Raw genomic sequence first — 26,330 nt, 5'->3', positions numbered from 1 at the left:
GGAAAGCGACGGTTGTCAGGGGTTCCCCATTTATTCTCCAACCAGAAAGGGACTATCACAGAAAATCAGTTTTCACTGACTTTCTGGACAGCCCCTTTTTATTTTATGAAGACTCTGTTACCACCCTTTGTTCAACCTCCTTTTTTGCTCTATTTATATGAGTTCGAAAAGTACTTTTGCTAACTCCTAATTCAGTAGCAATTTCGCCCATGCTCTTTTTATGTCCAATATGCAATAAATAACAAATCCGCTCTTTTTCTGAGAATGATGCCAGGATATCAGCTAAAATAACTTTCTCTTCCCGTGTCATATACAGTTCTTTTTCTTTATCGCTTTTGAAAAAATCCCTGCTCCGCCTGGTCAATCACAATCAACGCAACACTTCGCTTGTTAGTATCAAACAAACTAAACTCGCTGTCACACCATTTTCACTTAACTCGTATGTCCTCAAACAACAGATGAAACGGCTTATGCCTTGCGCTGACCATTTGCTACTGAAAAGAACGAGATTGCAGCTTCCAACTTAATGGACGAATTTGTCGTTTTAGATTCCTTCGATGAATGAAAAATGGTGAATTTAGGGTACAAATTGGAGTACATGGCAAGCTGCATTCTTTTAAACTGTGTAAACCGAAATATAAAAACATCTCAATACACTTAATTAACAATGATATATCAACGTTTATAAAATAAAAAAACACCCGTATTTTGTACGAGTGTTAGGACAACCATTTCGGCGGAGTGTTTTTCGACCAATAAATATCACCTAGTGAATGATGCGCAAGAAAGCCATCTTCGGCTGTGTGGTAATGAAAGTTGTAAAAATAGCCATCTTGCGGTCTTTTCTCTGTTCTTACATGGAATTTGATCAGAGCTTTGCCATCCTCCATATCAGAAACATGGAAGATTTTTTCGGAATAAGCTCCTGAAGGTGTTTCTGTAATGGCAAGTTTTCGATTTTCTACTTGCGAGATTTTTGCTTGAATAACTTCTTCGATTTTAGGGAAAATAATTTCATCAAAGTCGTTTTGAATGACAGGGCCAATCCGTGAACCAAATTTTTGATATGAAAGTTCTTTTGCGGAATTCAATAATTCATCTTGAAGAGAAACCGGCTCCTGCCATGTATAGTGGTCAAAGTATTCATCTTCAAGGCTAATATTTAGCGCATGGTCTGTACCATGCTCGTTTGTTGCTCTTTCATTATCTTTCGGCTCAAGGTTTGTCCAGATTTCATGGCTTGGTGAGATAACACCTAACGTCAGTACAGCAACGACTGCAATGAGCAACTTATGATAATACTTTTTCATCACAATTCACCTTCTTTTTCATTCAGCGCTTTTATAGCAATTCGATAATTCGATCTTACTTTCGTTCAATTTGAGTAGTCTTTTTTGAGTTGAAATGTTCTTCTTTATGATTGGTTTCGTGTATAGACAAAGTATGACACAATAAAAAGGGGGCAAACAAGACGATAATAGTCCCATAGATTATAATGAATTGCTTTCATCATAATATCTTCCTCATTAAAATGCCCATTCATAGAATAATACGAAAAAAACTTGAAAAGGTTTCATATTTCCTGTATTCATTGTACAATAAAACTGTAGAGTATTGTTGGGTTTCTTTGAAGGAGGTAAACATAAAAATGAACGTCGAACTGCTCATAGGAATCGGATTGTTAGTACTTGTCTTATACTTAAGCACGCTAAACTTTACAAACTAATGTAACACCGAAAAAGGGGCTGCTCCAAAAGGTCATGAAAATGACTTTTCGGGCTGGCCCCTTTTACCTGTCTAAATACCCGAAATGGAATTTCGTATTTGGCCTTATTTTCCTGTTCAAAGAAAATCGTTCAAAAACAGGTGAATCAAACCGCTCTTTCACAACAACCCTTCGCTTGCATACTCTCAGCGCTTCTTTGATCCATATGTCTGATAGTACTGAATGAACGCCAGCATCACGCAATGCAGTAAAATTTGAAGATTCGTCAATTGGCCTATGAAACATCGGATCAATATAGACAACATCCCATGATTGGTCAGGCTGCACCTTCAAAAAGCGAATGGCTTCGTCATGTATGACGGTAATGCGTTCCATCGATCGGCGTAAAGAAATGGAGTCCACCTCGAATGACTTCAGTCCTTTATCCGTAATAAACGCCACCATTTCATCCGCTTCGACGCCGGTAATTCGTCCGCCGTCTCCTATTATATAGGAAGCAATAATACTGTCGGATGCTAATCCTAACGTACAATCTAAAAAGGAGTCTCCGGATTTTAATTCACAAATATCAATTAAAGGATCCTTCTCACCTTTTTGAAGCCTTTTCAAACGAAACGCCGCTGAATTCGGATGGAAGAAAAAAGGTTCCTCCGTGCCGACCTTGTACAATTCAAATCGCTGTTTGCCAGCAACTAAAACGTCGGCATGATAGATTTCTTGCATTTTTCGTACCGACCGTTTTTTTCGCTCGACAATTGGAAAACCGAGTGCTGCATGTGCCTCTTTCGTTAGTATATGCGTATATTCGTCTGGCCTTCCAGCCGTTGTAATAATCGCGCTCACTGTCCGCCAAGTTGCTGAAAGACGCCGGAAATATGTTCTTTAATTTGCTCCATCTCCGAATTCTCAATCTGTTCCCGTGGTATGAAATAGGAAAGTTGACCATCCTTCCAAAACGCTATTGATGGAGAGCTGGGCGGAACTTCCGGGAAATAATTGCGCATTACCGCAGTTGCTTCTTTATCTTGGCCAGCAAATACAGTCAATAGATGATCAGGACGTTGTTCAGTTTCGTCAAGCGCTTCACGAACAGCCGGTCTCGCCAAGCCAGCTGCACATCCACAAACTGAATTGATGACGATTAAAGCAGTTCCTTCAAGCTTATCCATTGTGTCCTCCACGCTTTCAGCCGTTGTCAATTCGGTAAAGCCCGCTGAGACAAGTTCTTCACGCATCGGTTTGACAATGCCTAACATATACTCTTCATAAGCGTTCATGTAGAATATCCCCTTCCATAATACAATAAGTTCTTCTTCATCATTTTACCGAACCCATCGCGATATTTCACTCATTTATTCTTCTGCGTAAGTTTACATAATAATATTATGGTTTTAGTGGTGAATTTTTAGAAAAAAGCCGCCATATTGGATACGATCAATATGACGGCTCCTTTATTATCTGCTGCTTGTAAATCTTGATAGAAAATCTTGCAGCCGATCACTTTGCGGATTGACTAAAATATCTGTCGGATGTCCCTCTTCTTCAATGATTCCTTCATTGAGAAATAAAACCCGATCAGCGATATCTAATGCAAAATCCATTTCATGAGTTACTAAAACCATCGCCATTTCACCTGACTTCGCAAGGTCCCGAATGACTTCTAATACTTCTCCGACTAATTCCGGGTCTAAAGCAGAGGTCACTTCATCGAATAGCATCACTTTCGGTTTCATCATTAATGCACGTGCCATTGCGACACGCTGCTTTTGCCCCCCTGATAGCTGGCTCGGATATAAATCAATTTTATCGCCTAGACCGACTTTCTCCAACATTTCAGTTGCCATTTCTCTTACTTCTTTTTTGTTTCTCTTTTTTACAATTGTCGGTGCCAACATGCAGTTTTCTAATATGGTCATATGAGGAAAGAGATTAAAATGTTGAAACACCATACCGATATCTCCACGTATTTCACGTAAATGCTTCTCATCCGCTTCTACATATCGATCATTTTTCTTCATCTGCCATAAGTTCCGTCCACCGACTTCAATAATGCCAGACGTTGGTTGCTCCAATGTCATTAGCAATCGGATAATTGTCGTTTTGCCTGATCCACTTGGCCCGATAAGTGCAACTTTTTCTCCTTTCATAATATCTAAATGAATGCCTTTAAGTACTTCAACTTCACCAAAGGATTTATGGATATCCTTATACTGTACAATTGGTTCGCCCATAGATATCTCCCTCACTCATAACGTTGCCGTCTTTTTATCGAAACGACGGTTGTATTTTTTCTCTAATCGATTGATCAGCAATGCAGATGGATAGCTTAGCAGCAAGAAAAATAACGCAACGACTGTTAATGGCTCAACATATTTGTAATATTGGGCGCCATAATCATTCGCAATATGCAGCATCGCTACAACTCCAATCGTTGATGATAGAGGAACTTCTTTGAACATAATGATCAAATAGTTTCCTAACATCGGAATGGTTGGCGGTATCGCTTGCGGCAAAATAACGTGCCGCCATTTCTGCATCGTCGATAAATTTAAAGCAGTTGAAGCTTCCCATTGCCCTTTTTCAACACTTTCGATACCTGAACGGTACACTTCAGAAGTATATGTGCTGAAATGCAAGCCTAACCCTAAAATGGCCGCTACAAAAGGATTGAGAGTTACACCAATGACAGGGATTGTCGGCCAGGCGAAATAGATAAAAAACAATTGCACTAAAGGAGGAGTGGATCTTATGAATTCTGCAATCCATCTGAATAACCAATTCAATGGTTTAATAGGGATCCGGCTCATGAATACCCAAAAGAAGCCAAAAATCATCGCAAATAGATAACAGGCAATCGTCAGTCCAAGGGTGATCCACAGTCCTTTGAAAATAAGTGGAATCGTTTCAAAAAACACTTCCCAACTCCAAGTCATCCGTGAGCAACCCCCTTCTTGGCAACCTTTTCCATCTTCCTTGTAAATCCGATGAGTGGCAATGCAAGGAGGAAATAAGCAATTAAAATCAAAATATAAACAGCGGGCGCTTCCGACAGATGTGTACTCCGGTAAATGTTTCCGTAATAAAGCAAGTCTGTTAATCCAATCAAAGAGACTAAAGACGTCGCTTTTAGAATCTGTATTAAATAGTTGCCGTATTCAGGCAGCATCATCCGTACCGCTTGTGGAATGATAATATGTTTCATTCTTTGAAACGTAGATAAATTCAATGCAACCGAAGCTTCCGTCTGTCCATGAGGAACTGCCTCGATCGCTCCCCTGACGATTTCAGACATATATGCACCATAATTCAATGAGATTGCCAAGACTGCAACATAGATATCACTTCCGAGGTGAATATTGAATAATCCTGGCAATGCATAGGAAAACCAAAATAATTGCACGATCAATGAAGTTCCACGAAAGATTTCAACATAAAGCCCGGTAAACTTCGAAAGTAAGAAGTTCTTCGATACTCTTGAAAGGCCAGCAATCATAGCGATTAAAGTGGAAAAAATGATCGAGAAAAAGAGTACGATGATTGTCACTTTCAGTCCTTTTGCAAGCACTAAGGAAATTTCTGTAATGGAACTCATACAAACAACTCCATTTTCAATATTTATTTGAGTGGTAAATTGAAAAGGGCCAAACCGCAAAAGGCGTGGCCCCAACCCCTTTTAGTACTTTTCACCACTGCAAATACTTTCAGTCGTAAGTTCTATATCTACAACGTTCCTTTCCTCAGTGAAGCCATAAGGTTCAATCAATTCGGCAATTTTCCCGCTCTCTTTCAATTTACGGAGCTCCTCATTGTATGCTTCTCTTAATTCGTCATCATCGATATGGAAAGCGGCCGCACCATAACTTGGCACCCCTTTGATATTCGGTTGTTCAAAATCCTCAACAAACTGAAGTTTATCTTGATTGGCGGACTCTAACGCCATTTTGATTGTCATTTCTGTCCCAGTTGTCGCATGTGCTCGACCAGATTCCACCGCTGCAAAAGATGCCGGAATGTCAGGCACCATAACTATTTGGCTTTCTGCCACCCCTTCGCGCAGCATGAAATCCTTCTCAGTTGCTCCGCTCATGACGGCTACTTTGATATCTGGATTATTTGCGATATCTTTATAACTATGCAATTCCTCTGGGTTGCCCTTTTTCACAATCAATCCTTCGCCATATTGCATTTCGGGCTCTCCAAAATCAACACTACCGCAACGGTCAGGAGAAATTGCCATGCCCGCAGTGATGACATCGAACTTTCCTGCTCCAAGACCGGGGATCAATTGACCGAAGTCGGACAAATGTCCATCGACTTCTTCAATTCCCAGATTTTCAAAAACCGCTTTTGCAATTGCAACCGCTCCACCCTTCAATTCGCCATCTTCTTCATAGGCATATGGTTTCTCATTTGCAAAACCGACTTTGACTACCCCTTTGTCTTGTAAACTCTTTAACTTTCCTTCCCCGGTAGCGGCAGATCCACTTTTTTCATTTCCACATGCCGCTAATAAAAGAAGTGTTGCCATGATCCAAAAAACAAACTTAAAATTTCGCACAATGCTCCTCCTTTATTTTTTCATCAAACATATTAGTTTGATAGTTTATAGAGTAACATAGGAGATTTTAAACTTCAAATCAATTCAGCATTTTTAGATGTCTAAATTGTATTAAAAATACCTCATAATCATTATGAGAAAAGGCTTTGTTTTCCGCTTGAAAAATTAATAATTATTTTTATTTGCCACCTTTTTGGAAATGAAAGCGCTCTCTAATTCATTTATTTTCATGCTACTTTTCTATTCAATTTCCATATATTGGATATACGTTTTCTAAAAAAATTAAAATCCACTGATAGATGTAATTCGACACATTTATCAGTGGTTTTACAATTTATCTATGAAGTTAATTATGATTCAGCATTGCTTTTTCTTAGTTCAGTCATTTGCTTCCAAATAGAACCTTTAGCGTCTTCTCCTTCTTCAATTCGGGCGATTGCCATTCGAATTTGTAGTTTTACTTCAAACTCTGGATCTTGCTCTGCTTCTTTTAAAGCCGGAAGAGATTTTTCTGTTCCTGTTTCGTAAAGGAACATTGCAGCACGCCATCGAACTAATTTGTTTTTATCTTTCAAAGCTTCAATAGCAGCATTTTCAAATTCAACGAACCCTAAGTCACTCATACAGTCTCCTGCTGTTCTGCGCACTGCCCAACTTTTGTCACGAAGAGCTTTTTCTACATAAGGAACGACTTTTTCATCTTCTATCATGCCAAGGTAGACAGTAGCGAGCCGGCGGATGGACATTTTGGGATCACTTAATGCACGGTCAAGTAATGGAAGGTCAGAAATTTCCGGATCGGGCATTTGATCTAATAATTGGAATCGCTTTTCCCATTCATCAACTTCAAACTGTTGTAAAGTTACCTGTTGGCGTTCGATTTTTGTATCCATTTTACCATCCTCTGCTCGTTTGACTAATTCTTCCAAACGCTCGTCAGGATAGGCCGCTTCAACTTCTGCAACAACTGTCTCTCCTATTTCGTTTTTCTCGCCATAGCGAATTCCGTAATCTGCCCATTTTCTAAGAAGGATATAGTTTTCGACTTCTGTACTATGCACTTTTTCCATCGCTTCACGAAAACGGTCACTTAAGCCAAAACGTTGCTCTGATTCGCTATCAAACACTTTCACTTGTAAAGGAATATCTTTGTACGTTTGAACATGAACATATACTTCCCCGTAATGCTCATCGATCGTTTCCTCATTCTCATCGTTGCTCACTGCTTCGCCTTCGTTAAAGATTGCTTCCACTTCAGCCAATATCGTTTCCCAAGGAACATTGCCAATCCTTTCAATCGCCATAAAGTTCATAACATGGTATATTCCTTTGACGCCATTGACATTTAGCAATGCTGAAACTTTTTCAGGCGCATTTGCAGCATCCTCTTTTTTATAGTTATGGCTAACTCCTGCTGGTAATTCCACATCTAATACGACTTTCATGGAATTCGGGCTTGGTGTCGGTTCAACTGTAATAATATTCATTTAAATTTCCTCCTATCCGATTGATTCGGCTAATTCTTGTAAATAGGTCCAGCGATCAATCAAGCGCTCGTATTCAGCGTTTAGTTCATCTAATGTCGCTGTGCATTCCTTTAACAGATCATAATTGGATCCTGCAGAGGCCATTTCAGCTTCAACAGATTGGATTTTATTCTCAATTTCTTCGATATCTTGCTCAATCGTTTCCCATTCTCTTTTTTCTTTATACGTCATTTTTTTCTTCTGTTTTGGTTGTTCCTGTGCAATCTGTTGGTCTTCCTGCTTTTTATCCGTCTGTTCCGTTTGAGGAGCGGTTATCATTTCCAAGTAATCTGAATAGATTCCAAAAGCAGTTTCTACTTTGCCGCTGCCATCAAGCATCCATAATTTCGTAGAAGTACGGTCTAAGAAGAAACGATCATGGGAAATCGAAAGGACAACGCCGGCAAATGTATCGATAAAAGATTCCAACACAGATAATGTTTCTATGTCCAAATCGTTTGTCGGTTCATCAAGAAGTAGAATATTCGGTTGTTCCATAAGCAATTTCAACAAATATAATCTTTTCTTTTCCCCACCGGATAATTTCCCGATTGGACTACCGTGTGAAGACGAAGGAAATAGGAAACGCTCTAACATTTGGGTAGCTGAAATACGGACGCCATCTGCATCCTCGATATCATTTGAGGTTTCTCGAATATACTCAATCACTCTTTTATTCGGATCCATTTCGGGCAAGTGCTGATGAAAATGGGCGATTGAAACGGTAGATCCTTTTTCAATCGTGCCTGTATCGGGTTCAATTTCACCTGCGAACAATTTTAATAATGTTGATTTTCCCGCCCCATTCGGCCCAACAATTGCAATGCGGTCCCCTGTTTGAAGAAGGCAGCTAAATTGGTCAACAACTTTTTTATCACCGTAAGATTTAGACACAGCATCAAATTCAATGATCTTCTTTCCTAAACGGGAGGACTTTAAAGCCATGTCCATATCAACAGACGACTCTTTCTGCTTCAAACTTTCTTCCAACTGTTCGAAACGACCAATTCTCGCCTTTTGTTTTGTCGACCTTGCTTTTGCACCCCGCCGTATCCATTTCAATTCATTTCTGTAACGGTTGCGCATTTTTGCCTCAGTCGCCTGCGCCATTTCTTCGCGCAATGCCTTCGACTCTAAATAAGTTTCAAAATTCCCTGTATGGGCATATAAAGTACGATCAGCCAATTCAAAAATATGAGTCGAAACGGCATCTAAAAAATATCGATCATGTGTAATAAACAATACTGACCCCGTTTCGTTTTTCAAGTAGTCTTGCAACCACGTAATCGACTGGATATCCAAGTGGTTCGTCGGTTCGTCCAATAACAGCAAATCTGATGGTTCAATGAGTACCCTTGCCAAAGCAACTCGTTTCTGCTGTCCACCTGATAGCTCGCCCATCTTTTTATCAAAAGAATGAATGCCCAATTTCGTTAAGATCATTTTGGCTTTTGTATTGAGATCCCAAGCGGCTTGCGTATCCATTTCGTTTTGGATTGCACTAAAACGGGCTTGGTTAGCTTCTAATGACGGATGAGCAGTCAATGCGGCCAACGCATGCTCGTACTCTAAATTTAATTTAATAACTGGAGCTTCCGACATGAAGACGGTTTCCATAACGGTAAGCGATGGATCGGCAACAGGTTCTTGCGGCAAATAGGCAATTGTATATTTATTTGGATGCTCTGCATGAATTGAATCTGCATCCTCTTTTCCTGCGATAATCGATAACAAAGTAGATTTTCCGGTTCCATTAATCCCGATTAGACCGACTTTCTCGCCTTTTGTAATTGTAAACGAGACATCTTTGAACAATGTCTTCTCGCCGACGGTTTTCGTCAAATGTTCTATAATCAATTGACTCATCATTTCACTTCCATTTCTACAAACAGCATACTTCAATGATAGCTTATAATGCTCAGTTTTGGAACGAGAAGGAACTGGTTTGGCAAAACGGCAAAAAAGCACAGGCGGCAAACTGTGCTTTGAAAAAATCAGACTGTAGACAAAGTATCTTTTTACTTTGTCTACAGTCCTTATAAGGTTGTAGTCATGGGATAGGTGTTTGCCCAGCTTGGCTTGAAAACAGTTGTCACGGGAAGGCAGTATAGGTGCACGACATACGCAGTGCCTTCATTTTCGCAAAGGGCGCGTAAATACGGCAAATCGAACCCTTCGTTGTTCGATTCGCAGTATGCGAGCGTTGTCAACAAGCTGTTTGAAAAAATTATCAGTACGTTACTTTTTTCGATTCGTTATGACAAACAATCCGATGCCAATGATAGAAGCTATAGCGAGCCATTTTCGTTGACTATAAACTGGTTTGAACTTCACAGTATCAGGTGTGATGACGTAAACGCCAACAGGTTTTATTGATATGCATCCCCCTGCACCATCCCCTCCGCCTATATCAGAATCTTTCTTCCCTGCTAAACCACCGCCTGCTCCTCCACCTATCATATAACCTGCCTTTGCGACCGGCACGATTTTGTTCAAACCTACCTCGATCGGTTCGCCATATATGAGGGACACTTCCTTAGTTTCCGCGAACTTTTTAAACAGTGGCTTTACAGGTGACTTGAATGGAAACTGTTCGTTTTTAAGTGGCATTCCTTCTTTCATCTGCTTCTCTCCTTTCTTTCACATATGACTTTATTCGCGAGCATGCATCAATATTCCTTTAGTTCAATGTCACTTTACCATCAATTTACTACTACAATTTTGCGGATTATGTTAGGTCCTTATTTTGTTTTAGATGGAAATAGTAGATCGCAGTATAATAATTTCATTGTGATTATTATCGTTACAAAAAACTTTATTATTTTACAGAAATAATATTCTTATCATTGAATGGACTCCCTATAATTCAAATCATTTTAGTTATCTTCGTTTTATCAAAAATACCATTCGTCAAAATTCATAGTTTTAATAAAATACTTTTGTTTATTAATCTTTATTGATATTTAACTAAATATGCTATAATGACAGCATTGATTTTACTTCACTTAGTTTAAAAGTCTTATTTTACGCATATATAAATCGATTTCACAAAGATCGCTCAATTATGATTTTACTTATATAATTTTATTTTTCGCCTATCTGAAAACATTTAATAAAAGAACTTATACTGAATTCAAGAGATACAGCATTTTTATTTTGACAAAATTATTTCTTTATTAATATAATGACAACATGAGAAGGAGGATACTATCTAATGTCACAATTTAGTAAAGAACAGATTGTTGAAAGCGTTCCCCAAAAAGGATTCTTTGGTCATCCTAAAGGTTTATTTACCTTGTTTTTTACAGAATTTTGGGAACGTTTCTCGTATTACGGAATGAGGGCTATTCTCCTCTTTTACATGTATTACGAACTTTCAAAGGGCGGACTTGGACTAAGCGAACCGCTAGCCCTTTCCATTATGTCTATTTATGGATCATTGGTTTATATGTCCGGTATTATTGGTGGATGGCTTGCCGACCGCTTATTAGGAACTTCTAAATCAGTATTCTATGGTGGCGTGCTGATCATGGCAGGTCATATTGTGCTTGCTATGCCTGGTAATATCACCATGTTCTTCATTTCAATGGTGTTGATTGTTCTTGGTACAGGTCTTTTAAAACCAAACGTTTCTAGCATGGTCGGTGATATTTATGCCGATGACGACTTGCGCCGCGACTCTGGATTTAGCATTTTCTATATGGGTATTAATATGGGCAGTTTCATTGCGCCTTTAATTGTCGGAGAAATCGGACTGAAATATAACTTCCATCTTGGTTTCAGTATTGCTGCTGTTGGTATGTTCTTTGGACTGCTCCTTTTCCTTTTTACTAAAAAGAAAAACCTCGGTTTAGCTGGTCTACAAGTTCCAAACCCTATGTCTGGCGAAGAAAAACAGCGCTTTGTAAAATTATTTATGATAGCACTTGTATTTTTAGCAATCATAATTTTCGCAACAGTTAAACTCGGTTGGCTAACATTCAACTCCTTTATAGGGCTTGTCAGTATTTTAGGTTTTGTCATTCCAACTATATATTTTATTGCGATGTATCGAAGCAAAAAAACAACAGCAGACGAGAAATCACGAATCTTAGCATACATCCCGCTTTTTATCGCCGCTGTCATGTTCTGGGTTATCGCTGAACAAAGTTCAACAATTCTTGCCTTTTATGCAGATAAGCGGACGAACTTGGATGCATTCGGGTTCCATATTTCACCTGCATGGTTCCAATCATTAAATCCATTGTTCATTATTGTTTTATCACCAGTATTTGCTTGGCTATGGATGAAATTAGGTAAACGACAACCATCTATTCCACAAAAATTCTCATTCGGGATATTATTTGCCGGATTGTCATTCTTAATTATTTTATTGCCTGCTTTAATTGGGGGCACAGATGCCCTTGTTAATCCAATTTGGCTTGCTCTAAGTATTTTTGTAGCAGTTTTAGGAGAACTTTGCCTATCACCTGTAGGATTATCAGCAACAACAAAATTAGCACCAAAAGCCTTTTCGGCACAAACGATGAGTATTTGGTTCTTGTCCAACGCTGCTGCTCAAGGTTTGAACGCACAGTTAGTTAAGCTTTATTCAGCTGATACTGAAATGCTTTACTTCGGTGTGATTGGTGGCGTAGCAATCGTTTTAAGTATTGTTCTATTCGCGATTGCTCCATTCATTCAACGCTTCATGAAAGGCGTCCATTAATTGAAAAAGCATGGTCATTAATTGGCCATGCTTTTTCTTTCGTAAAAATGGATTTTGCATTCTTTTGCCAATAAGAGAATAATGGTATAATAATAGTTAATTTTCGGAAAGGTTGCGATTGCATGATAATTGGATTAACCATTATTTTAATTATGGTTTTATTTTTGCCATTTATAGTTCCTTTCATCGAGCGTAATTTAGAACTGTTCTTATTCGTAATGGGTGTAGCTGCAGTTGTTGTAAGTGGTGTACTCGATAAACAACTCATTCTTAAAGCACTGGAAGACCCCATCCATATTACTCTATCTGTCATGATTGCAGGACTCCTTTTTAAATGGCTGCAGAAACCTTTTGAAAAAGGTGTAAAATCCTTTAGCAAGGCAATCCCCTATCGATTGTTCTTTGCTCTAATCGTTATTATTTTAGGTCTTCTTTCAAGCATAATAACCGCTATAATTGCTGCCATTGTTTTAGTAGCTATCGTGGGCGTATTGCGGCTTGATCGAAAGTCAGAAATACGACTTGTCATCCTTTCTTGCTATTCAATCGGACTTGGTGCAGTATTAACTCCTATCGGTGAACCGTTATCAACCATTGCAACGAATAAATTGGACGAGAACTTCTTTTACTTGCTTCGCCTAATCGGACCCGCAGTAATTCCAGGAGTTATAGCTTTCGGCATTCTTGCTGCAATGATCATTAAGCCTACAAAAAGAGACTTCGGATTGAAAGCAAATCAAGGTGCTGAATCGATACTCGATATTATAATAAGAGGCTTTAAAATATACTTATTTGTAATGGCACTCACATTGTTAGGGTCTGGATTTGAACCATTCATAAATAGGTTTTTAATTGATATGAGCCCTTATGTTCTCTATTGGATTAACATGATTTCTGCAGTATTGGATAATGCAACACTTGCTGCGGCAGAGATTAGTACGCAAATGGATAATCATACGATAAAAGCATTGCTGTTAGGTTTGCTCGTAAGTGGAGGGATGCTAATCCCCGGAAATATACCGAATATAATTGCCGCTGGAAAGCTTAATATAAAAAGCGTTGAATGGGCTCGTTTCGGTGTGCCTGTCGGTTTGATCGCAATGATCGTGTTTTTTGGAGTGATCGTGTTGTTCGGCTAAAAACTACAATAGACAGTGACAATCCCAAAATCCTCTCTAATATGAAGCAAGCAGAGAATAGCGATTCGTTTTTCTCTGCCTTATTTTTTAATTGCTATACGTATATAGCCTAAAATAGTTTTTGGAAACCTACTCTGCTCAGCATGTTGTTGGGGCAATGTCACAGTCCCGAACTTGCTATGCATATTCCATAATGAGCATGAGTGGTAGGACTGATTCTCCTTCATATGTCCGAATATGCTTACCAACTATATATTTACGTTCGGTGAAGATGTATCTTGTATTTACATATGCTGATTGTTTACAGAAGATGTGCAGCAATTTGAGCCGATAATTAGCTTTGAGGAGGATTAGTCGCATTAATCAAAAAGAAAAGGGCTATCGCAGAAAATCAGTTTTCACTGACATTCTGAACAGCCCTTTTTATTGTAATTATTTTCTTTTTGTGAGACGGCCTAACATGAACGCACCAGCTGCAAGACCGATCATTGTGTTCGTTTTTTTGTTGAACACTTGTTTTGCGATTAAATTTAAGTTTTGAGGACGCTCTGCAAGTCTACGCATGAAATAGCCATACCAGTCTTGTCCAAAAGGAACGTACGTACAGAAATTGTATCCTTCTTTAGCAAGTTGCAATTGCATATCTTTCCTAAAGCCGTATAGCATTTGGAATTCGAATTTATCATTCGGAATATTATTGTCTTTAACAAATTGTTTTACATGGTTAATGACATTATGGTCATGTGTAGCAATCGAAGTGAATTTACCATTCAATAAATGCCACTCAATCAATTGGATATAGTTTTTGTCAATTGCTGCTTTATCTTGATAAGCAACAGACTCAGATTCTTTGTAAGCACCTTTAACGATTCTTAATCTGTAGTCTTTGTGTTTGTGCAAATCTTCTTCTGCTCGGAAGAAATATGCTTGGATCACTGTACCGATGTTGTCATAATCAACCGATAGTTCATCCAACAAATCGAATGACGGCTGAAGGCGTGCATGATCCTCCATGTCAAAGTTAACAAAGATACCGTAAGAATGAGCTTTCGCTACGATTTCACGGATATTTTCCTTACAGAAATCATAGTCGATATCAAGTCCTAATTGAGAAGGCTTCAAAGAAATGTGGGCATCGACCCCATTTTCATGAATCGCATCAATAACCGCTAAAATTTGTTCTTTTGCAGCGATTGCTTCTTCTTTTTCATAAACGAACTCTCCTAAGTTGTCTACAGTACACGAAATGCCGTGTTTGTTTAATTCCTTGATGCTTTCAATCGTTTCAGGAATATTTGTGCCAGCCACAACGCTTTGAGCACCCATTTTCAATCCGTATTTTTTGGCTGCACTATTCAAAAATTGATTTTGCGAAAGGCCGATAAAGAAGTCTTTTAATACCATTTCCATTACTCCTCAACAAAAGTTTTATTTTCATAACGATTATAGCATATTCGATGAAGCCGATAGTACCAAAACGCAATTTTTGTAGAAATTTGTTTCACAAGTGGACTACTCAAATAGCGCTTATAGAGCGTTCAGTATCACAATTTAAAATGACCGACTAATTTTTCCAAGCTCTTTGCCATTTCATTAACATGCTCCGATTGTTGAGCAACATCGTGAATGGAAGCGGTTGTTTGTTCGGTAGCGGCCGAAACATTGTTTGTTTTATCCTCGATTTCCTTTATGGACGTATTCAGATCCATAATTAACTGAACAACGGATGTTGATTTTTCTGCTTCACTACTCATTAGGCGAGAAATCGTATTGATTTCTTCAACTGTTTTTGAAACAGCTGTAGTAATATCACTTAATGAAGAAGCAGTTTGTTTCGCAGTTTCCGATCCTGTTTCAACAAGTATCGTACTTTCCTTCGTTGACAAAACGACTTGTTGAATCTTTTCCGTTATATCTTTTACCAAATTCTCTACTTCTAAAACTTCCGCATTTGATTGTTCGGCTAATTTCCGTACTTCTTCAGCAACGACAGCAAATCCTTGGCCATGTTCTCCCGCACGCGCTGCTTCAATCGAAGCATTCAATGCCAACAAATTTGTTTGTGAAGCAATCCCGGCTATAGATCCTGTAATATTTTGGATTTTAGTAGTAGATTCAATTAAATCTTGAATGGTTGTACTTACCTCTTCTGAAGAAGTTCGAATTTTTTCCATATCATTACTAATTTGCAATGCAAGTTTTTCTCCATCCTTCGCTACGCCCATTGTCTGATCGGAATTGACAGCCAATTGGTCCGCTTTCTCTTTCGAAGAATGCAAATCAATGGATAAAGATGTCAGAAGAGAAGATGCCTGATCTGAATGTCGCGTGCCATCTGAAACGTCAGCTGCCACTTCTTCCATATGATCAGCGACCATTTGAATGGCTCCACCCATTTCATTCAATGTTTGCGTTGTTGAAGATACGTTCTCCATTAATTGAGAAGAAGAATCTTTCATTGTGCTAATCATAGACCGTAGGTTAGAAGCCATCGTATTGAGCGTATTTGCAAGATCACCAACCTCGTCATGGCTTTTCACTTCCACGTCTTTTACGGCCAAGTTACCCTGGGCAATTTCTTTTGCTTGTACAATTAGGCTTGAAATTGGCTTCGTCTTTCTTCGTAGTAAAATAACCGTCACGATCGCTGCGAGCAACATTGGAATAATGCTAATGAAAATGCCATCCCGAACAACTTCCCAAGTTCTATCAGAGACAATTTTAGAATCAAAATCAATGACGCTAATAGCAATTATCTCTTTTGATGGATCGTGATCTTTGTAAATTGGAGCATACCCGGACAGTCTTTTCATGCCACCAAATTCATACGGTTTTGAATAAGTAGGATGCTTCATTTCCAATAACATATCAACAGCATCCTTATCCATTTTAAACTGGTCGCCTGCGTTAAACCCTTTCGCAGCCAAATTCGAATCCAATGCGATTAATTTCCCATTTAAATCAACAATATATTGCGTTTCGAAAATATCCTTATGTTCAATCGTCCAATTCAGTTCCCCATTCACTTTTTCAATTGTTGCTGCGTCTCCAGCAAGCGCCTTTTCAATATCTTTCGAATCAATAAGTCCTGTTGTAATATTGGCACAGCCATAAGCTTCCACACCTGCTGCATCATACAGTTTATCGTAAGCCGTTTTATAAGTGGCTACTGATGAAATTGTAAGCATTACGATCAAAATACCTACAATGATCGTACCAAGTTGGAAAGATAAAGTATGTCTCCTTTTCATTGGTGAGTCCCAACCTTTCAATCTATTAATATAAACATATAATAGTCCATATTATCTACATCATACAGTATTATAGGTAGCATGAATAGCTATTTTACAATATCAAGAAAATACCATAGCAAAGCTATTTACTAAAATAGTTTTTGAGTTGCTGTTAAGTATATGGTTTAATAAAAATGAGTGGATGATTCGTTAGATACAATAGGGAGGCAAATAAATGTCAGAACAGACTATTTTTGAACTTTTGCATACAATTGATCAAGTAACACAAAAAATGCTTGTCAAATGGCGTAAAACTTCAAATATCGACCTAGGCATTTCACATATTTTGGCACTTCACGAACTGCGCACTCACGGAGAAAGCCGTCCGTCTGATTTGGCTAAACACTTGAACTTCACACCTGCGTCTCTCACCCATTTATCTACTAAGCTAACGAAGAACAAGTTGATTGAAAGGCGGCAAGATGAACATGATAGAAGAACTACCTATTGGTCGATTACAGACAGAGGAATAGAACTATTAAATCAAGCCCAATTAGATGGACAAATGCTTCGTAAAGAACTTTTCTCACATTTGTCAGAAGAAGAGCAAACCACCTTGCTCTCCATTTATAAGAAATTGAATACAGTATTATAACAATCAAAAGAGGCTTGAATCGATTTGATTCAGCCTCGTCGGTATTTTTGTTCAATTTATTTTTGCTCGAACATATCCGCCAAACTCTTTTTCTATTATGGAGCCAACAGTGAACAATGCATCCTCATTGCCGTTCTTCCCGATAATCTGCAGTCCGATCGGCATTCCATCCTTATCTTTGCCGACAGGAACTGTCAAAGAAGGCAAGCCCCAAGTATTCGCGTAAGCAACGTATGGCATGTATTTCAAAAATGTCTTCTTGATTGAAAAGATTTCTTGATATACTTCGCCGTGCGGAGGAGCGGTCTTATGGTAGACAGGCATGATAACAATGCGATTATCCAAATATGCACTTACTTTCGCATCCCCTTTTTTAAGAATTTCACCGATTTCCCGAATACGTTTTTTCGAGGGCTTGAATAAGGACGCGCCGATTAACGCCCATGATAAATAGCGGTGAATATCCGATCTGCCATTCAGCAGTTCCTTTGAATATTCTCGGTATACGTTTCCTCGACGGTTACCGAACGCCTCAACAATAGTACCTTCTCCTCCATCAATCGACATAATCTCCTGCCATAGCAAAGCGGATTCATCGAAATACGGAATAGGCTCCCGTTCTGTTTTTAAGGTTTCTTTCATGTGGAGATAAACATTATTTAATAATAAGGTTGTTTCATCTGATAAAGGATATTGGGTCGTTCTAAATACATTGATTGTAAATTGATCGATATCTTTCTTCACTACAGGTTCTTGAGAGATAATGCTGTATAAGTATTTTGCATCTCGTACTGACTTAGTCATCGGCCCAATTCCTAACATTCTTTGCTGAAAAGGATCTCCTACAAAAGGATAACTGCCGATTTGTGAAACTTGATTATTTCCCGGCTTGAATCCTACAATCCCGTTAAAATGGCTCGGAAAGCGAATGGATCCTCCTATATCAGAGCCAAGTCCTGCAGCAGCACCTCCTACTGCTATTATCGCACCTTCACCCCCACTCGAACCACCGACCGTCCGATTCACGTTATGTGGGTTGTTCGTTCGTCCATAAAGCTTATTATCTGTTTCTTGACAAAAACACAACTCAGGCGTATTTGTTTTTCCTAATATAATTGCACCTTCAGCTCTCAATTTGCTTACAACTTCGGCATCTTTCGTCTGCACAAATCCTTTTCTACGCTTTAGCCCTCCCGTTGTCTGTAAGCCGGCAACATCAAACGACTCTTTAATGCTCATTGGTACACCAAATAATTTCCCGTCTGCGTTGCCCTCAGCAATCGCTCGATCTGCATTTTCAGCTTCTTCTAACGCTGTTTCAAAACGATCTTCAACTAAATAGTTCAATTCTATATTCGTTTTTTTAATATGGTCGATCAATACTTTAGTTACTTCTACTACAGAAAGCTCCTTATTCATCACTAATTCACGGATACGCATTGCATCTGCGTTTAAAACGATTTGTTCTTTGTCAACTATTACCCCATTCACCATTTCGTTCCCCACCCTTTATGCTTCTTTACACATTATTATAGTCTAAAGATTCATAGAATAGAAAACAAAAAATGCTTCTCCTTTTCAGGAGAAACATTTTCAATCAACTTAAAACAATTCAATAATAATTACAGCAGCTATAATTGCCAATGACACGCCAAGTGCAATCCATTGGCCCTTATCGGGTTTTTCTGGCCTACTATCCCATTTTTGCATCGAACAAACTCCCTTCTGCTTGCTTTACATACTATTTCCCGAAGGCATTAAATATAAACGTTTGAAAATTCGAACGTCCCCTCTATTCAATTTTTCTTTCTCTATGATAAACTGTTAGCAAAAAGTAGGTAGTGAGATGTACTTATTTATTATCAATCCTGCTTCAGGAAACGGACGTGCTTTTGATAAATGGTCTGAATTGCAAATGATGCTTCGCAATAAAAAAATTGATTATCAATTTCATATTTGCTCTTCTATTGTAGCAACGAATGAGTTTATCGAAAGGCATTGCAAATTAATGACGATAAAAGCAGTTGTTATTATAGGAGGAGATGGTACGACTCATTCCGTTATTCAACATCTTCCATACAAGAATATTCCAATTGCTATTTTACCTGCTGGTTCGGGAAATGATATTTGCAGAAACTTCGGACTAACAAATGATACCAAAACATTTATAGAAAAGCTCTTTATCGCTGATTCAGAGAAAGTTGATGTCATAAGCGTAAATGGCAAAATTGGTTTAACAGTTGTCGGCATCGGTTTAGATGCAATGATTGGAGAAAGGGCCGATCATTCCCTTTATAAAAAGTGGCTCAACATGTTTAATATAGGACGTTTTGCATACCCAATTGCTGCAATTTTTGAGTTGCTGACCTTTACTCCTTTTCAAGCAAAATTATTAGTAGATCGTCAATACATTCCAACTTCGAAAGCATGGCTTATCGCTTGTGGAAACACGAAAAAATATGGAGGCGGTTTAAAAATTTGTCCAACGGCAGATCCAGCTAACGGTAAGTTAGCGCTTACGCTGTTGGATGGCGCTCATCGCGCAAAGGTTTTATTCAGTTTATTTCCACAGCTGCTCATCGGAAAAACAATTCAACAAAAAGAAGTGACTTATTTGTCAGGTAAGCAATTTCATATTCAAACTGATCGAATCATTCCAGTTGTCATTGACGGCGAAATTTTACCTACAGACAATATAACAATCGAAATTCTTCCTCAAGCACTTCAAATCATAAAAACGGTGTGAATCGCTATTTTTTAAATCTCCTGTTGAGATGCTTTCGTCAGATTATGGATGTAATTCTTTTTTTATAAAGAAAACGCTTACATATTTATTCGAATAGTTTTTATGATTGAATTCATTTAAATAAATACGCAATTACAAACTTTCCTATGTTCTTTCTTTTCCTTTCATGTTATTATTAAAAAATCTTCAACTGATTCGGAGGGAACGATATATGGGTAAAGTAGTTATTGAAGAACAGAAGAAGGTTCAAGTGGAAGATATCCTCATTGCCAATCAACTGTTAAAAGACGTAGTGGCGCATACTCCTCTACAGAAAAACGAGCGACTATCAGAAAAATACGATTGCCATGTTTACATTAAACGTGAAGATTTACAACATGTCCGATCATTTAAACTAAGAGGAGCCTACTATAAAATAAAAAGAATTGAAAATGAAGCGCGGGAAAAAGGCATTATTTGTGCAAGCGCGGGCAATCATGCACAAGGAGTTGCATACGCTTGTGCACATTTACAAATTGATGGCAAAATTTTCATGCCACAAACAACGCCAAAACAAAAAATTAACCAAGTGAAAATGTTTGGTCGCGATTATATTGAAATTATCCTTGTCGGGGATACTTTCGATGATTCCTCCGAAAAAGCGATGGAATGCGCAGTAACGGAAGGCAGAATATTCATCCATCCGTTTGACGATGAAGACATTATTGCTGGCCAAGGAACTGTCGCGGTAGAAATGATGAACGATATTGATGAACCAATTGATTTTGTATTCGCAAGCATTGGCGGCGGCGGTCTTATGTCAGGCATTAGCACCTATATTAAAAATCTATCCCCTATGACACAAATGATCGGGGTCGAACCATCTGGCGCAAAAAGCATGAAAGCTTCCTTCGAGAACAATAAGGTGACACCACTTGAAACGATTGATAAGTTTGTTGATGGCGCAGCAGTTAAATGTGTCGGCAATCTGACTTATGAAATTTGTAGAAAATACGTAGACAATATCATTAGTGTCCCTGAGGGCAAAGTTTGCACTTCAATATTGGACCTTTACAATGAACATGCAATTATTGCTGAACCGGCAGGCGCATTACCTATTGCAGCGCTTGATTATTATAAAGAAGAGATTAAAGGGAAATCGGTTATTTGTGTGATTAGCGGTGGAAATAATGATATCGGTAGGATGCAAGAGATTAAAGAAAAATCTCTACTCCATGAAGGACTGCTCTATTATTTCATTATAAATTTCCCGCAACGTGCAGGTGCATTGCGTCAGTTTTTAGATTTCGTATTGGGGCCGGATGATGACATTACTACTTTTGAATATACGAAGAAAAATAACAAAGAAAACGGACCCGGACTTGTTGGTATTGAGCTAAAAAGGAAAGAAGATTACCCGAGGCTGTTAGATCGAATGGAACAAAATGGCTTCCCTTTCAAGGAAGTGAACAAAGACAGTACGTTATTTGATTTATTAATATAACAAAACCGCACCTTCATTGTTTGATAATTCAACAATTGAGGTGCGGTTTTCATAATTATTATTTTATTAATAGATGGGCGTAGTTGTAATCGCTGTTGCAATTTTGTCAATCGAAGGAAGCGTACTATCTTTATGATCTTGCGTCAAAATCGTGAAAACTAATGTTTCTCCGCTTTTTGTCTCTGCATATCCTGCCAAAGATTTGACGTTATTTAAACTCCCCGTTTTAGCTATTACTTTACCTTTTACAGAGGGTGATGCCAATCTATTTCTTAATGTTCCTCCAACGAAACGATTATCAATGCCTGAAATCGGCAGCGATTTTACAAAGCTGCCATACCAAGGTGCATTCCGAACGAGTAATAATAATTCAGTTAGTTGCGCTGAGGATACTTTGTTTTTGTGCGACATGCCCGATGCGTCTTCAAAGTGCCATTCAGAAGCGTCTAATCCGATGGATGTTGCATATTCATGCATGACACGCAATCCAGCATTCCAGCTGCCTTCCCCATACACTTTTTTGCCCATCGTTTTTGCTAATATTTCTGCATGTGTGTTATTGCTTAACTTCATAAATGGGATCATCAAATTTTTTAACGGCATTGATTTATGTACCGCCAAGACTTTAGCTGTGTCTGGCGCTTGTCTTCGTACATTTTTAGAAGTTGAGCTGAATTTTATTCCTTTTGAAGATAAGGAGCTTTTGAAAATCGCCAATGTATGAGCAGTTGGGTTCGAAACAGTTACCCATTCCCTTTTGCTGCTGCCTACTGGGATGTTACCTGATACCATAATTTTATTCGTTCCGTGTTGCCTTTTAATCGATAAAGTGTTACGTTTCCCTTTCGCTACCGTGTTTGCTTTATTGACAATCGTCACAATACCCTCGTCAGGTGTCACGGATATCTTAGGCTTGTACCCTTTTTTCGTAGGCTTTGCATCTACGATCACTGTGCCAGCGTCATAATCCGCATTTGGCGATAAAGTTAATGCAGAAATTTGAGCAGCATAATAATAGGTTTCATCGCTTTTATCAATGCTTGGCGATAGACGTATATTATCAAACCATTGATCATCTCCGACTAAGTCGCCATTAATCTTTTTTACCCCTAATTTTGATAAGGTTGCGGCAAATTGATCCAGCTCCTTTTTCATTAAAGTCGGATCTCCTTGACCACGTAAATACAAGTTGCCATTTAAAACGCCATTCGATATTGTTCCATCCGTTAATACATCCGTTGTAAAGCGGTAATCTTCCCCTAATGTTTCTAAAGCTGCGGCTGCAGTGAGCAATTTTAAAGTCGAAGCCGGTGTCACTTTTCGGTCTGCATTCGCTTCGTAAACAATTTCTCCGGTTGAGGCTTTACGGACAGTGACACTTGTCATAGCAGACTTTATAGATGCGTCCGATAATATAGCATTAATTGTATTTTCCAAAGACTGATAGGAATTTGTGGCATGGGCTTCAGCATGAGAAGGAAACGGTGTGAACAAAGCAGCAAAAGATAGCATTATAGCTGTTATGAATGTAGCAGTTTTCTTGAAAAGCAAAATAATCCCCCTTTTCTCAGTTGTCGCTATCAGTCTATCACTTTTCTTCATTGAATCCTATAGATTTTTTGCAAACGAAAAACGGCCATCGGGTTGAATTTTTCGATAGCCGTACTATTTATTACTTTTGCCGGATTATAGACCGACTGATATATATTTTACTTCGATAAATTCTTCCAATCCGTAATAACCTCCTTCCCTTCCTAAACCGCTTTGTTTAAAACCACCGAATGGCGCTTGTGGAGTCGAAGGCAATCCATCATTCAATCCGACGATGCCATATTCCAATTTTTCACTGATACGAATTCCTCTTGAAAGGTTTTCGGTAAATACATATGCAGCAAGTCCATAAATCGAATCATTTGCCCTTTGAATCGCCTCTTCCTCTGTAGTAAAAACAGTAATTGGCGTAACCGGGCCGAACGTCTCTTCACGCATGCATAACATATTGTCTTGTACATTTGTTAAAATTGTTGGCTCGAAAAACAGCCCTTCTTTACGTTTACCACCGACTTTAATTGTAGCTCCTTTTGAAACAGCGTCATCAACATGCTGTTGAACTTTATTCACTGCGGCTTCGTCAATTAATGGCCCAATCGTTACGCCTTCATCCAATCCATTGCCGACTCTCAACTCTTTCACACGCTCAATCATTTTAGCTGAAAATTGATCAGCAATAGACTCTTGAACATAAACACGATTCGCACATACACAAGTTTGTCCGGCATTCCTAAATTTTGCTGCAATGACACCGTCCACTGCTTTATCAATATCACAATCATCCATAATAATTGTCGGAGCATGGCCGCCAAGTTCCAATGAAATTTTCTTTACTGTATCGGCGGCACCTCTCATTAACAGCTTACCAACCTCTGTTGAGCCTGTGAAAGTAAGTTTACGCACCCTTTCATCCTTTAACCATGCATCGCCAATTGCCGATGCATCACCTGTCACGACATTGACGACACCTTCAGGGATTCCTGCCTGTAAACATAATTGCACTAATTTAATAGCGGTAATCGGAGTTTGCTCAGCCGGCTTAATGACAACTGTGCAACCAGCCGCTAAAGCCGGTCCGACTTTACGTGTAATCATTGCAGCAGGGAAATTCCATGGTGTAATTACCGCAGTAACCCCTACAGGCTGCTTATGGACGAAAATTCGTTTTGTCGTTTGAGTGGCAGGGATCATTTCTCCATAAATCCTCTTCGCCTCTTCCGCATACCAAGAAATGAAGCCATTTGCATAATTCATTTCTCCACGTGCTTCTGATAATGGCTTTCCTTGTTCTACAGTCATAGTTCTTGATAGATCTTCAATGTTTTCATCGATCAATTCGAACCATCTTTTCAAAAGGCTGCTTCTTTCATATGCCGAACGATTCGACCACTCTTCAAATGCTTGATGTGCAGCGGATACTGCCATTTCAGCCTCTTTAGCGCCTCCTTTCGGAACAGTCGCTATCGTTTCATTCGTTGCAGGATTGACGACCTCAATTACCGGCAGTCCATCTTTAACTTCCTTGCCATCAATAATCATTGGATATGCTTTCATTGTTAACATCCTTCCTTATTGTTTAAAAACTTTATTACATAATGAACTTAAACGGACCGTCTTTTTTTCATTGCTCGTAAAAACTGCTCAACCGTGATTGCCACCAACGTACCTATGATTAATCCATTAGAGAGTACTGCAGAAAGGATCGCCGGCAAGTGCATCATACTTTCAGTTGGAACAAACATTAATCCAACACCGATCATTAGCCCAAGTGCACTTACACGATAACCGATTGTTTTATCATTCTCCATTTCCATTTCTGCAAAAGCCAGTTCAACCATTTTTGCAAATATAGCAAATGTGACCGCATAGGCAACCGGCGCTGGCAGTGCTGCGAAAAATGACATGATTGCTGGAAACAATGTCATGATCATTACAAGAAGGCTTCCTATAATAAAGGGGCGCAATGAAGCCATCCGTGTAGTTCCGACAAATCCTGCTGAGCCGGAAATAGGAACAGGTCCAATCGCTGAGAAAACTCCTGCCAATAAATGATTGATCCCAGAAGCAATCGATCCTTCCCTCGTACGATCAGACACTTCTTTTTGAAAGGAATGCTTCAACAAATTTTCCATTACCCGAATCGATGCCATCATGTTCGCAATCAATAAGAGCGTAATAAAGAATGCTGTTACTACTACTCCACTATCCCAAACAGGCTTGCCGTAAACAAAAACTTCAGGGAAGCGAACGATACTATTAGAAGTAGTATGAATAGATTGTGCCTTGCCCAACAAAATGAAAACAATCCAGCCGAACCCAATCGATAGCAACACAGAATATTTTGATACCCACGTCACTTTATGATACATCGTTATAAACGTGACGATTACCGTCAATAAACTTCCAATAAAAACAATGCCATCAATCGGATCAGTTGAAGTTTCAACACCAACCATTCCTTTAATGAATGTTCCACTTAATTGAAAGATCAGCAACATTAAATAAGTGAATGTAACTGTAGGTGTGAACAACCTTTTCATTTTCGAAATAAAACCGAACGCCGCCAACAAAATAAAAAGCACGCCGCTAACGATCATGCCGGTTTGCAATGCTTGTAAAGCATCATCCGCAGTCGCATAGAGAATGCCAACCATATTTACATAAACGACAAAAATCCCCCACCATAAACCGGCAGGGCCTTCATTAATCGGGAGCCGATGTCCAATAACTGCCTGTACAACACATGCAGTTCCTAAAACGAACATCGTTCTCTGAATGAAGGAAGCCGTTTCCGCAGCATCCATTCCAAACACATGTGCAATGGCAATAGGAGCCGCAATAGAGGACGCGATCAGAAAAACAGCCCATTGTAAACCACCAGCCAACTGCTTCAAAAAACCACCCCAAATCCAAAATGACAAATATTCCTTTCAAATACGCATAATATATCAAATGCGTAAAACAACTTACCTTACAATAAACGACTAGTAAATCAACGTAAATAC

General features: G+C 38.9%; 22 protein-coding genes. 5 read left to right on the top strand and 17 right to left on the bottom strand.

What is annotated here, in order from left to right; translation table 11 throughout:
* Nucleotides 1–103: 103 nt before the first annotated feature.
* The 11 genes from ACFQ38_RS15545 to ACFQ38_RS15495 all read right to left on the bottom strand — a co-directional run bounded on the left by ACFQ38_RS15545 (nt 104) and on the right by ACFQ38_RS15495 (nt 10,432).
* Nucleotides 104–310 carry a sigma factor-like helix-turn-helix DNA-binding protein gene (locus ACFQ38_RS15545; protein WP_336825323.1) on the bottom strand — a complete coding sequence of 69 codons (207 nt, stop codon included), beginning with the start codon at nt 308–310 and terminating at the stop codon, nt 104–106.
* A gap of 409 nt (nt 311–719) precedes the next feature.
* Nucleotides 720–1,310: a YpjP family protein gene (locus ACFQ38_RS15540; protein ID WP_336825327.1), complete on the bottom strand. Its 591-nt coding sequence runs from the start codon at nt 1,308–1,310 to the stop codon at nt 720–722.
* A gap of 479 nt (nt 1,311–1,789) precedes the next feature.
* Nucleotides 1,790–2,569 carry a class I SAM-dependent methyltransferase gene (locus ACFQ38_RS15535; RefSeq protein ID WP_381482040.1) on the bottom strand — a complete coding sequence of 260 codons (780 nt, stop codon included), beginning with the start codon at nt 2,567–2,569 and terminating at the stop codon, nt 1,790–1,792.
* Complete coding sequence (locus ACFQ38_RS15530) at nt 2,566–3,003, bottom strand: BrxA/BrxB family bacilliredoxin (protein ID WP_381482038.1); 438 nt, start codon at nt 3,001–3,003, stop codon at nt 2,566–2,568. The genes ACFQ38_RS15535 and ACFQ38_RS15530 overlap by 4 nt, the downstream gene beginning before the upstream one ends.
* 177 nt (nt 3,004–3,180) lie before the next feature.
* Complete coding sequence (gene ehuA / locus ACFQ38_RS15525) at nt 3,181–3,957, bottom strand: ectoine/hydroxyectoine ABC transporter ATP-binding protein EhuA (protein WP_381482036.1); 777 nt, start codon at nt 3,955–3,957, stop codon at nt 3,181–3,183.
* Between the two features lie 15 nt (nt 3,958–3,972).
* A complete protein-coding gene (gene ehuD / locus ACFQ38_RS15520; protein WP_381482034.1) occupies nt 3,973–4,659 on the bottom strand; it encodes an ectoine/hydroxyectoine ABC transporter permease subunit EhuD in 687 nt (228 codons plus the stop codon).
* Nucleotides 4,656–5,318, bottom strand: coding sequence for an amino acid ABC transporter permease (locus tag ACFQ38_RS15515; RefSeq protein ID WP_381482032.1), 663 nt, complete (start codon nt 5,316–5,318; stop codon nt 4,656–4,658). Before ACFQ38_RS15515 ends, ehuD begins: the two co-directional genes overlap by 4 nt.
* An 81-nt stretch (nt 5,319–5,399) precedes the next feature.
* Nucleotides 5,400–6,254, bottom strand: a complete 855-nt coding sequence (gene ehuB / locus ACFQ38_RS15510; RefSeq protein ID WP_381482043.1) for an ectoine/hydroxyectoine ABC transporter substrate-binding protein EhuB — start codon at nt 6,252–6,254, stop codon at nt 5,400–5,402.
* 380 nt (nt 6,255–6,634) lie between these two features.
* Nucleotides 6,635–7,771: a virulence factor gene (locus ACFQ38_RS15505; RefSeq protein ID WP_381482030.1), complete on the bottom strand. Its 1,137-nt coding sequence runs from the start codon at nt 7,769–7,771 to the stop codon at nt 6,635–6,637.
* Between the two features lie 12 nt (nt 7,772–7,783).
* On the bottom strand, nt 7,784–9,676 hold the full coding sequence (locus ACFQ38_RS15500; RefSeq protein ID WP_381482028.1) for an ABC-F family ATP-binding cassette domain-containing protein: 1,893 nt from the start codon (nt 9,674–9,676) through the stop codon (nt 7,784–7,786).
* 372 nt (nt 9,677–10,048) lie between these two features.
* Nucleotides 10,049–10,432, bottom strand: a complete 384-nt coding sequence (locus tag ACFQ38_RS15495) for a spore germination protein GerW family protein (protein ID WP_381482026.1) — start codon at nt 10,430–10,432, stop codon at nt 10,049–10,051.
* A 592-nt stretch (nt 10,433–11,024) separates the two neighbouring features.
* Between ACFQ38_RS15495 and ACFQ38_RS15490 the strand changes: the two genes are divergently transcribed.
* Nucleotides 11,025–12,518, top strand: coding sequence for a peptide MFS transporter (locus ACFQ38_RS15490; protein WP_336825345.1), 1,494 nt, complete (start codon nt 11,025–11,027; stop codon nt 12,516–12,518).
* 122 nt (nt 12,519–12,640) lie between these two features.
* Entirely contained in the window at nt 12,641–13,657 is a 1,017-nt protein-coding gene (locus ACFQ38_RS15485) for a DUF1646 family protein (protein WP_381482024.1), read from the top strand.
* Between the two features lie 432 nt (nt 13,658–14,089).
* Here ACFQ38_RS15485 and ACFQ38_RS15480 read toward each other — a convergent pair whose 3' ends face one another.
* The gene (locus ACFQ38_RS15480) at nt 14,090–15,061 is read right to left on the bottom strand and encodes a proline dehydrogenase family protein (protein ID WP_336825619.1); all 972 of its coding nucleotides are present in this window, start codon (nt 15,059–15,061) and stop codon (nt 14,090–14,092) included.
* A 140-nt stretch (nt 15,062–15,201) separates the two neighbouring features.
* Nucleotides 15,202–16,908: a methyl-accepting chemotaxis protein gene (locus ACFQ38_RS15475; protein ID WP_381482022.1), complete on the bottom strand. Its 1,707-nt coding sequence runs from the start codon at nt 16,906–16,908 to the stop codon at nt 15,202–15,204.
* 217 nt (nt 16,909–17,125) lie between these two features.
* Here ACFQ38_RS15475 and ACFQ38_RS15470 point away from each other — a divergent pair, with 217 nt between their 5' ends.
* Nucleotides 17,126–17,545, top strand: a complete 420-nt coding sequence (locus ACFQ38_RS15470) for a MarR family winged helix-turn-helix transcriptional regulator (RefSeq protein ID WP_381482020.1) — start codon at nt 17,126–17,128, stop codon at nt 17,543–17,545.
* 51 nt (nt 17,546–17,596) lie between these two features.
* Here the strand turns inward: ACFQ38_RS15470 and ACFQ38_RS15465 are convergent, their stop codons facing one another.
* Nucleotides 17,597–19,039: an amidase gene (locus ACFQ38_RS15465; RefSeq protein WP_381482018.1), complete on the bottom strand. Its 1,443-nt coding sequence runs from the start codon at nt 19,037–19,039 to the stop codon at nt 17,597–17,599.
* A gap of 352 nt (nt 19,040–19,391) precedes the next feature.
* Here ACFQ38_RS15465 and ACFQ38_RS15460 point away from each other — a divergent pair, with 352 nt between their 5' ends.
* Together ACFQ38_RS15460 and ilvA are read left to right on the top strand one after the other, a co-directional pair.
* The gene (locus ACFQ38_RS15460) at nt 19,392–20,291 is read left to right on the top strand and encodes a diacylglycerol/lipid kinase family protein (protein ID WP_381482016.1); all 900 of its coding nucleotides are present in this window, start codon (nt 19,392–19,394) and stop codon (nt 20,289–20,291) included.
* A 211-nt stretch (nt 20,292–20,502) separates the two neighbouring features.
* The gene (gene ilvA / locus ACFQ38_RS15455; protein ID WP_336825295.1) at nt 20,503–21,774 is read left to right on the top strand and encodes a threonine ammonia-lyase IlvA; all 1,272 of its coding nucleotides are present in this window, start codon (nt 20,503–20,505) and stop codon (nt 21,772–21,774) included.
* A gap of 66 nt (nt 21,775–21,840) precedes the next feature.
* Here ilvA and dacB read toward each other — a convergent pair whose 3' ends face one another.
* From dacB to ACFQ38_RS15440, 3 genes are all read right to left on the bottom strand, one after another.
* Nucleotides 21,841–23,325 (bottom strand): D-alanyl-D-alanine carboxypeptidase/D-alanyl-D-alanine endopeptidase, encoded by a 1,485-nt coding sequence (dacB, locus tag ACFQ38_RS15450; protein WP_381482013.1) that lies wholly within the window; start codon nt 23,323–23,325, stop codon nt 21,841–21,843.
* A 135-nt stretch (nt 23,326–23,460) separates the two neighbouring features.
* Nucleotides 23,461–24,879: an NAD-dependent succinate-semialdehyde dehydrogenase gene (locus ACFQ38_RS15445; RefSeq protein WP_336825291.1), complete on the bottom strand. Its 1,419-nt coding sequence runs from the start codon at nt 24,877–24,879 to the stop codon at nt 23,461–23,463.
* A 47-nt stretch (nt 24,880–24,926) separates the two neighbouring features.
* Nucleotides 24,927–26,219, bottom strand: coding sequence for a purine/pyrimidine permease (locus ACFQ38_RS15440; protein WP_381482011.1), 1,293 nt, complete (start codon nt 26,217–26,219; stop codon nt 24,927–24,929).
* Nucleotides 26,220–26,330 lie beyond the last annotated feature (111 nt).

It is taken from the genome of Sporosarcina contaminans, from assembly GCF_042679045.1.
GTDB lineage: Bacteria > Bacillota > Bacilli > Bacillales_A > Planococcaceae > Sporosarcina > Sporosarcina contaminans.
The sequence above is the reverse complement of the archived record's forward strand: the minus strand, read 5'-3'. Positions and strand labels throughout refer to the sequence as shown.